General features: G+C 75.4%; 7 protein-coding genes and 1 pseudogene. All 8 read right to left on the minus strand.

The window, feature by feature from the left end:
• Nucleotides 1–181 precede the first annotated feature (181 nt).
• Nucleotides 182–745: a phage tail protein gene (locus tag IF37_RS0137370; protein WP_030753782.1), complete on the minus strand. Its 564-nt coding sequence runs from the start codon at nucleotides 743–745 to the stop codon at nucleotides 182–184.
• Nucleotides 742–2697, minus strand: a complete 1956-nt coding sequence (locus IF37_RS0137375) for a putative baseplate assembly protein (protein WP_030753784.1) — start codon at nucleotides 2695–2697, stop codon at nucleotides 742–744. The genes IF37_RS0137370 and IF37_RS0137375 overlap by 4 nt, the downstream gene beginning before the upstream one ends.
• Nucleotides 2697–3119: a GPW/gp25 family protein gene (locus IF37_RS0137380; RefSeq protein ID WP_030753786.1), complete on the minus strand. Its 423-nt coding sequence runs from the start codon at nucleotides 3117–3119 to the stop codon at nucleotides 2697–2699. The genes IF37_RS0137375 and IF37_RS0137380 overlap by 1 nt, the downstream gene beginning before the upstream one ends.
• Nucleotides 3119–3436, minus strand: coding sequence for a PAAR domain-containing protein (locus tag IF37_RS0137385; RefSeq protein WP_030753788.1), 318 nt, complete (start codon nucleotides 3434–3436; stop codon nucleotides 3119–3121). The genes IF37_RS0137380 and IF37_RS0137385 overlap by 1 nt, the downstream gene beginning before the upstream one ends.
• Nucleotides 3437–3608: 172 nt before the next feature.
• Entirely contained in the window at nucleotides 3609–5435 is a 1827-nt protein-coding gene (locus IF37_RS0137390) for a VgrG-related protein (RefSeq protein WP_030753791.1), read from the minus strand.
• Complete coding sequence (locus IF37_RS0137395) at nucleotides 5432–6154, minus strand: LysM peptidoglycan-binding domain-containing protein (protein ID WP_030753795.1); 723 nt, start codon at nucleotides 6152–6154, stop codon at nucleotides 5432–5434. The genes IF37_RS0137390 and IF37_RS0137395 overlap by 4 nt, the downstream gene beginning before the upstream one ends.
• Nucleotides 6155–6248: 94 nt before the next feature.
• Nucleotides 6249–6674 (minus strand): phage tail protein, encoded by a 426-nt coding sequence (locus IF37_RS0137400; protein ID WP_030753798.1) that lies wholly within the window; start codon nucleotides 6672–6674, stop codon nucleotides 6249–6251.
• Between the two features lie 116 nt (nucleotides 6675–6790).
• A pseudogene (locus tag IF37_RS0137405) lies at nucleotides 6791–8630 on the minus strand (hypothetical protein); the annotation flags it as partial.

An 8630-nucleotide genomic window follows, 5' to 3' on the forward strand; every position in this document is an offset into this window, starting at 1 on the left:
GGGGGTGGGGGCCTGTGTCGGGGCCGGGTCGGGGGTCGCGGGGGGTGGGGTGGGTTCGGGGTCCTGCGGTGCGGCCGGGGCCGGTCTGGTGTCCGACCAGCCCAGGTACGCGCCGCAGTTGCCGCAGAAGTCGTCCGTCAGGCCGTTGGACGCCCCGCACGAGGGACACGCGCGCATGGCGTCACCTCCCTTCGCCGGCGGGTGGGCCGGGCAGGATCTCCACCCGGCAGACGGTGTGTGCCGGGCACATGGCCCGGACGATCTCGTGGACCCTGTCCGGGTCGACCCGGCTCCCGTGGTCCGGCCACACCCGGACCAGGGGCCCGGTGGCGGGCTCCGGCGGCGGCTCGGCACCGGGGATGTTCGACCAGACCGCGCCGCCGTCCCCGGTCACCTCGGCGTGCACGCCGAGCGCGAGCCGCAGGCCGTCCACCAGACCGCGCCGGGTGCCGCGCCACCGGTGCAGCTCCACCGCGCGGACGACCGCCTCCCGGCGCGCTCCGTCCGGTCGGGACGGGTCGTCGGCGACGCCCACCCATGACGCCAGCCAGGCCAGGAAGTCGGCCGGCGCCACCCGGGGGTCGAGGTAGGAGGACAGGTTGTCCAGGGTCAGGAACACTGGGGCGAGAACGGTGTCCAGGCCGGCGGTGAACCGCTGCGCGAAGTCGTCGTCGGCGTACAGGGCCGGCAGTTGTTCGCCGATCGGGTACCTGCTCGGCAGGCCGGGTACGGCGGCGCGGCTCATCCCCGTACCTCCGGTTCGACGGGTGTGACGACCACCTGGTGCTGGTACGAGAAGACCAGGGCACCCGGGGACACGTCGATGCGGTCCGTCGGGGCGCCGCGCCGGCCGGTGATCGGATCGGCCGGGAACAGCCGGATGTCCTCCACGAGCGCCTTGCCCGCGGCGCGTTGCAGCACGCCGAACACCTCCCCGTACTGCACCGGCCGCCCGAACGGCCATCCCGTGCCGTCCGGGCCGCCGTGCAGCGGGTTGAGGTGCCGGAACAGCGCGGCGAGCGCCGCGTCGCGCACCCGGTCGACGTCGCCCGGCGCCGCGGCGAGCCGGGCCACCACGGTGACGCCCTGGTAGACCGGCGGCTCCACCACCAGGCGGGTACCGATCAGGCGCCGCTCGTCGAGGCTCGCGGTGATCGTCCGCAGGACCTGGTCGGAGGGGATCAGCTGCTCGAAGCGGAGCCGGTCGTCGCCCTCGTCGGCCACCGCGTCCGGCACCACCAGCACCCGTACCGCGCCCTCCGTGGCGGGCAGGCAGCGGACCCGGCGCACCGAGGGCGCCGCCTGGCGGCTGATGATCTCGTAGTCCTCGGCGGTCACCGCGCGCTCCTGCATCCGCAGCGCCTCCGGTGCCCGCAGCTTGGCGTTCTCGACGGTCTCCCCGGCGACCCCGCCGCGCGCCGCCTCCCGGTTGGTGACCCGGGCGACGTACGGGACGGAGCTGCGCAGCACCGAGATGGCGCCGCGGGCCACGTTGCCGGCCGGGCCGCCGCCGGTGCGGTAGCGGGCCACCCGCACCTGGGCGCCCTTGGGCGGCACGGCGCCGCACTGCCGCAGTGTGCCGTCCGGTTCACGCAGGGCCGGTGGGAAGGCGAACTCGCCGGTGGTGGCGTCCACCCGGACGTGCCGGTCGGCGGGCCCGGAGCGGCCGAAGTGCTCGACCAGGTCCCAGCGCTGCCAGCCGTCGGCCGAGGACACCTCCACCACCGGGGGCTCGCCGTCCAGGAGCACGGGCGGGCGGCCGAGCCGGAACGTCTGCCCGGCCACGCCCTCCGAGGTGCCGAGCGGTACGTCGGTCACGGTCTCGGCGTGCTCGACGGGCATGGTGCCGCCCACGGTGAACACCGCCGCCTCGCGCACGGTCGGGGACTCCGAGTAGAACGGCTGGCCCGGCTCCGGTTCGGTGACGCGGCAGCGCAGCCAGCCGGCCCGCGTCCCGCCGATCACCGACGCCGTGTGCCCGGCCGGTACGTACACGACGACCTCGCCCGGCCGGTTGAGCCCGCCGGTGGTGTCCGTGCCGGTCTCGCACACCCGCCAGCCGCCGCCGTCCCACGCCTCCCACACGAGCGGGGGCTGGCGCGGGTCCACGCCGACGCCCTCCACCCGGCTGTCCAGGCGTACCGCGACGATGCACCGGGGCACCGCCGTCGGCAGGCCGAACAGCAGCGCGTCCCCCGGCTCCGGCGCGGCCTGGAAGCAGGGGATGTCACGGCCCTCGGCGAGCGTCCCGGTCCGGTCGGTCTGCTCGCCGCCCCGGTGGGCTGTCACCAGCCGCGTCAGCTCGCTGGGCAGGATGTGCAGGGAGTCCGTGGTCGTGAACACCACGGTCTCGTCGGCCTCTCCGGGTGTGGTGGTCACCTCGGTGCCCGCGGGCAGCACCACCGTGTCGGGCTGCGGCGCCGACAGCCAGAAGTCGACCTCGGCGCCGGCCGCGGCGGGCGGGAACAGACGGATGCCGAGCAGGTCGAGGAAGGCGGTGTAGTTCTTGTCCGGGACCCGGTTCAGCCGGTACAGCAACTGGTCCACGAGGTAGGCGAAGGTCTCGATCAGGGTGACGCCGGGGTCGGAGACGTTGTGGTCGGTCCACTCCGGGGCGCGCTGCTGCACGTACCGCTTCGCCTCGTCGACGAGTTGCTGGAACCGCCGGTCGTCCAGGTTCGGGGAGGGCAGGGCCATCAGTCCGCGACCACTTCCTCGGCCCCCTCCTCGGAGGGGATCGTGTAGAAGGGGAACACCAGGTTGCGCCGGTCGTTGGTGGAGCGCACCGTGTAGTGCACGTCGATGTAGAGGGTTCCGTCCTCCACCGCGTCGAAGGCGACCACCACGTCTTCCACCGCGACGCGCGGCTCCCACCGTTCGAGGGCCTCGCGCACCTGCTGCGCGATGCGGCCGGCGGTGGCGCCGTCGCCGGGGGCGAAGACGTACTCGTGGATGCCGCAGCCGAACTCGGGGCGCATGGGGCGTTCGCCGGGCGCGGTGCCCAGCACCAGGCGGATCGCCTCCTCGATCTCCCGTTCCCGTTCGACCATGGCGATCCCGCCGGTCGGCCCGACCCGCATCGGGAACGCCCAGCCGCGCCCGATGAACCGCTCGCTCATCACAAGCCTCCGATCAGGACGTTCGGGGCGCCGGTGAGGATCGTCGCGCCGCACGCCGTCTTGTCGCGTGCCCGCGCGGCCGGCAGTCCGCCGATGAGGACCCTGCCCGTGGCGATCCCGGCCGGGTTGGGCAGGATCACGTTGGCCGGGCCGGTGGCCGCGTGCGGCGGCACCGGGCAGGTGTGCAGGCTGCCGACGACGGCGGCGGGCTTGCCGCCGATCAGCACGCGGGCCACGGCCGCGGCGGCGCCGGGCGGCGGGGTGGCGATCACGCCGCCGTGGTCGGTGGGGTCACCGCTACGGGCTGCGGCCGGCATGGCTTGCTCCTCGGGAAGTCGCGGAAGTCGGAGAACGGGGACGGTGGTCAGGGTCGTCAGGGTCGGGGGTCAGGGACGGGGTCCAGGGACGGAAGTCAGGGACGGGGGCCAGAAGTCAGGGAGTCGGGCGTCAGGCGTCACGCGTCGGGCGTCGGGCGTCGGGCGTCGGGCGTCAGTTGATGCGGATCTCCCCGGCCTTCAGGATGCCCAGCCGGCCGCCGTCGACGTTGACCTCCGAGCTGCCGTTGACGCGCACCGTACGGCCGCCGATCTTCACGTCGACCCGGCCCTGGATGTCCACGTTGCGGCCCGACACGCTCACGTCGCCCCGGCCCGCGTCCAGGGTGATGCCCTTCCTGTCGAGTACGACGGAGCTGAGCGGCTGCCGGCCCCTCCCGGAGTACACGGTCAGTTCGATCCGGTCCCGCCGGTCGTCCAGGAAGACCTCCAGGCGCTGGTCGCCGGTCCGGAGCCGGAGGCCGGACGGACCCGGTGCCCGCGCGTCCAGCAGCTCCACCCGGTGCCCCGAACGGGACACGAAGGAGCGGCGGTTGACCCTGCCGGTGGTCGAGTCGATCAGCGGTACGTCATGGGGTGACGGGTGGTCCACGCCGTTGTACAGCCCGCCGATCACGTACGGGCTGTCCAGCAGGCCCTGTTCGAAACCGACCAGGACCTCGTCGTTGACCTCGGGGCTCACCACGCCGCCACCGCCCTTGCCGCCCCACTGCACGGAGCGCACCCAGTCGGTGGTGTACGTGTCGTCCAGCCAGGGGAACTTCAGCTTCACCGCGCCGCTCTCCGCGCCGCCCGGCTCCCGTACGTCCGTCACCACGCCGATCGCCAGCCCGGGCATGCGCGGCCCGCGGCTCGGCGCGTTGGCTCCGGTCACCAGGCCCGTCAGCGAGCGGTCCGGGCTGGCGCTCACCCACACCGTCGTCCGGTAGCCGCCGTGCGGCTCCAGCACGTGCTGCACGGCGGTCGCCGTGTACTTGCCCGAGAACGCCGGCCCGACGTTGCCGAGCGCCACCGGTTTGCCCGCCCGCAGCCGCGGATTGCCCTCGGCCACCGCCTCCAGCTCTCCGAACCCCGCGCTGACCTGGGCGGCCGTGGCCTCCGCGACCGCCGTCGTCTCCGCCTGGGTGCGGTACGGGGTGTCCGTGACGGTCAGCTTCGACGACCTGCCGAACCGGGCGGCGAACGCCGGGCTCAGGCCCGGCACCACCGTGTCGCTCTCGACGGAAGGGTGCCGGGCCACCAGGGGCCGCTTCGTGGTGACGTCCCAGCCGCGCACCTCGACCTGTGCCGCGCCGTCCGCGGCCGACAGCGCGGCCCGCAGCGCCAGCAGGTTCCGGCCGTACTCCAGCACCATCGGGTTCCGGGTGGCCGGGGTCCACGGCGCGGGTGCCCCGGACGCCTTCGTCGGCCGGGTGAACTGGAGCAGCCCCTTGTCGTCGACGCGCACCTGCGCGCCGCTCTCGGCCGCCAGGTACTGGAGGAAGTCCCAGTCGGAGACGTTCGCCTGCGAGAGCTGCCGGTAGGTGACCGGTGCGGCCTCCACGGTCCCGCAGTCCAGCCCGGCACCGGCGGCCACCTTGCGGACGATCGCCTCCGCCGTCATGTCCCGGTACGCGACCACCTTGCGGCCCCGCTGGAGGCGGTGCGCCTTGGAGAAGGCGCGCACCACGGTGAACGAGCCCGTGCGGTCCCGGTCCACCTCCAGGGCCGTCACCTCGCCGTCGAACAGCCGCTCGCGGGCCTGCCCGGAGACGGTCACCACCGACACCCTGAGCGGGGTGCCGATGGTGATGCCGACCGCCCGCAGCAACTCGTGGTCGGGGTCGCGGAAGGTGAGCTGGGCCGCGTCCGGCAGGCCCACGCTCTCGTCCACCACGCAGCTCACCAGCTGGGCGGCCCAGATGGGCGGGAGTTCGCCGGGGGTCTCGACGATCGGGTCCGCCGCGAACGACCGGCCGCCCCGTGCCTCGGGTGTGGTCACCGCTCCTCCTCACCGCCCGCGTCCCGCAGCCCCGGCACCACCAGTTCGGTGCCGGGTACGAGCGCCATCGGGTCGTCGATTCCGTTGGCCTCCGCGATGACCCGCCAGGCCGTCGCGTCGCCGTACTCCCGCCAGGCCAGCAGGGCGAGGCTGTCGCCCGCCACCACGGTGTGCGTGCTGCGGGCGGCCCGCGCGCCGGACGTCGGGTTCTGGCCCGGCGGGTCGACGCTCGCCTCCTCGATCGACAGCGCGCAGGTGGCCCGCAGGGGCGTGCCGTCCACGTCGAACAGGGTGTACGTGACCGACAGGCTGGAGAGCACCCCGTCGAACGAGGTCGTCCGCGCGGTGCCCCACTCGAACCGGACCCAGGGGCTGGCCGGCTTCTTCCGGCCCAGGCTGACCGGGGTCGGCACGCACGCCTTCATCAGCTTCTCCACCGCCTGCTCCACGGAGTCGTCGTGGGTGGCGGTGGCGTCCAGGAACACCTCCAGGCTCAGCTCGCGCGGGCCGCTGCCGACGAACTCGGGCAGCGCCGACTGCCCCGCCATCCGGGACGGGGTGCGCCGCCACTCGGTGGTCTTGCGCAGTTCCAGGGTGGAGGGGTTGAACTGGAGGTCGAGCGTCTCGATCGTCCCGCCGGGCTTCGCACCGACCGAGGCGGGGGGCTCTTTCAGGGTCAGCTGGGCCCTGGCCCGGCTGGCGCGGATCGCCGAGGACATGCCGGGGCCTCCTTTCCGGGAGCGGTCACAGTGGCGGGACGGTTGGCGGGGGCGGTTCGGGGACGGTCCGTTGATGGGCCGGGGCGGATCGGGATCAGGACGGGCGCAGGCCCTCGTGGGCGATCTCCAGGGTCTCCACCGCCGGCTCGGAGCTGGCCGGGTCGAACGAAGGCCCCTGCCAGCGCACCGGGACGATCCCGAACACCTGCCAGCTGATGATCGGGGTCAGGTCCGGTTTCAGCGCCACGATCTCGCCGTCCTTGGGTTCCACCCGCTTCAGCGTCTCGTCGAGCCAGCGGCCGATCTTCGCCGTGTCGGCGGTGACCGGCCGGGTGAGCGTGATGTTCGACCAGGTCACGCGGCCGGGGAGCTGCCAGGTGAAGCCGTTGTTGCCGCCCTCGGCGTAGCTCTCCACCTCGACCTCGGCGCCCATGCCCGAGCAGGTGTGGAAGGCGCCCAGGTCGTTGCCTCCGATCGCGAGCCGGAAGAACACGCTCGTCGCGAAGATGCTGTCCGTCATTCGTCCGTCATCCGTTCCCTGACCTCGTCCCTTGCTGCCTCGGCCCTTGCCTGGCCTCGTCGTCCGTTCGCCGGTCTCGTCCGTTCGCCGGTCTCGTCCGTCCCGTGGCGCCGGCGTCAGCGGCGTCCGTCGTGGGGGCGGCCCGTGCGCTCCCGGCCACGGCGCAGTTCCGCGCGCAGCAGCCGGGCCACCGGGTCGATCAGACGGCGTGCCAGGTCGTCCAGGTCGGGGACGGGGCCGGGATCCTGCGGTGGACCGGTGTGCCGGGACGCGCCCTTGCCGGTGGCGGACCGGGAGGCCGACCCGGACGCCGGCCGCGGGCGGTCACGCGCCGGCACCCCCTTGGCCGGCCCTCCGGAACGCACACCGTCACCGGAGCCGGAGCCGGAGCCGGAGCCGGCACCGGTGCGCTGCACCCGGGGCGCCGCACCGCCGGTCGTACCGCCCGGCGCGGCCTTCTTCAGCCGCACCACGGGTACGGACCCCTCCGGTGCCGGCGCCGACGTGGCCGAGGGGCGGTCCGTGAGCGGCGGCGCCTGCGGGGCGGTCACCGGCAGGGGGCCCGCCGGTCCGGCGGCGGACGGGGCGGACGTCCCGGAGCCCGGCGTCTGCGGACGGGGCGGTACGGGACGGACGACCGGGACGCGCTGAACGGGCGCCGTGTCGCCCGTGGTCGGGATCCGTGGCACCCCCGGCGCTCCCGGTGCCCCCGTCGGTACGCCCGGCAACCGCGGTCCGGGGCGGACGGCTGCGGCCCGCTGGACGCTCGGCGCCGCCGAGGCGGATGGCACTGACGGCGCGGGGGCGTACGAGGAGGCGACCGGCCCGCCGGAGGGGGCGGCGCTCCGTGTGCCGGAGGGGGCGGCGCTCCGTGTGCCGGAGGGCGCGGCGCTCCGTGTGCCGGAGGGCGCGGCGCTCCGTGTGCCGGAAGGAGTGGTCGCCGGTCCGCCGGGAGGGGTGGCGGTCCGTGCCCCGGAAGGGGCGAGGTTCGGCTGTGCCGGGGCGGAGCGGGTGGCGGCCGGTGTGCCGGGCCAGCGTGCCGCCACCACGGGTCGGCCGCCGGAGCGGACGGCGGCGGGCGCCGCCCCTTCCGGGAGCCGGGTGTTCAGGACGAGCGGTCGCGCGGCGAGCAGGGAGAGCGTGCGGGGCGCCGTCGGCGCGGAGCGCGCCGTGGCGCGGGTCGCGGTGGGAGTGGACGGGCCGGACGGGCCGGACGGGCTGGACGGGCTGGACGGGCTGGACGGGCTGGACGGGCTGGACGGGCTGGACGGGCTGGACGGGCTGGACGGGCCTGCCGGGCCCGACGGGCCGGTGGACCGCGCGCCCGGGGCTCCGGGGGTGCCGCCGGTCACGGACCGGGCGACGACGACCGGGACCGAGGCAGCGGGGTCCAGGTGCCGCTGCCCGCCGGAGTCCTGCCCGCCCGAAACCTGCCTGCCGCCGGACGCCGTGCCGGTCCGGCGTGCGTGTCCTGTCCCGCCCACGCCCGTCTCGCGCACGGCCTCTGCCGGGCCCTGGGCCGCGGTGGCCGTCGACGGCGTCACCAGCGGCGTCGCGGGTCCGTCCGTCGAGTGCGCGGGGGCGGGCCGCGCGGCACCCGTCGAGCCGGTGGAGCCGGTGGAGTCGGGGGAACCAGTGGAGCCGGTGGAGCCGGTCGCGAGGCGGCGCTGCACCTCACCCGTCCCCAGCAGGGGTCCGCCGTGGGCGGTGCCGGAACGGCCGCGGTTCCGCGGTCCTGTCCTACCGGGGTGCGTCGGCCGTCCCGGCCCGACACCGTGGCACCCGGCGATCCGGCGCTCGGCAGTCCGGCGCTCGGCGGCAGTGCGGGCAGCGGCGCGCCCAGGCCGCCGCGCGCCCCCCGTCGAGCCGGTGGAGCCGGTGGAGTCGGGGGAACCAGTGGAGCCGGTGGAGCCGGTCGCGAGGCGGCGCTGCACCTCACCCGTCCCCAGCAGGGGT

The organism is Streptomyces sp. NRRL S-31, assembly GCF_000718775.1.
GTDB lineage: Bacteria > Actinomycetota > Actinomycetes > Streptomycetales > Streptomycetaceae > Streptomyces.